Source organism: Psychrobacter sp. CAL346-MNA-CIBAN-0220 (genome assembly GCF_040309805.1).
Classification (GTDB): Bacteria; Pseudomonadota; Gammaproteobacteria; order Pseudomonadales; family Moraxellaceae; genus Psychrobacter.
Genome location: NZ_JBEOPF010000389.1, coordinates 1 through 263 on the forward strand (window position 1 = coordinate 1; position 263 = coordinate 263).

Annotated in this window: 1 protein-coding gene; it reads right to left on the reverse strand. The window is 42.6% G+C overall.

What is annotated here, in order from left to right; genetic code table 11:
* Positions 1-263 (reverse strand): hypothetical protein (locus AAEY88_RS14080; RefSeq protein ID WP_350563377.1); only part of this gene is annotated, 263 nt, incomplete at both ends.

The window sequence follows — 263 nt, forward strand, 5'->3', positions numbered from 1 at the left end:
GGTTGGTGCTGTATAAAATACAAAAGCTATACGATGCCAAGAGTCGGGTTGTGTATTGCCAAAATAGCCGCTATCGCTAGTTGCTTGCCCATAGCCGCCGCTTGGGTCAATAAACATATCGGCATCATCATTAAGATAATCAGTTGTATTGGCTTGCATAATTGCACGGTAAATATCTTTACCTTCTGCGGGCCAGTATAAATCCATTACCAAAGTGTAGTCAGACACCATTCCTTCATTTGCAAAGTCACCATTTGCTGGTG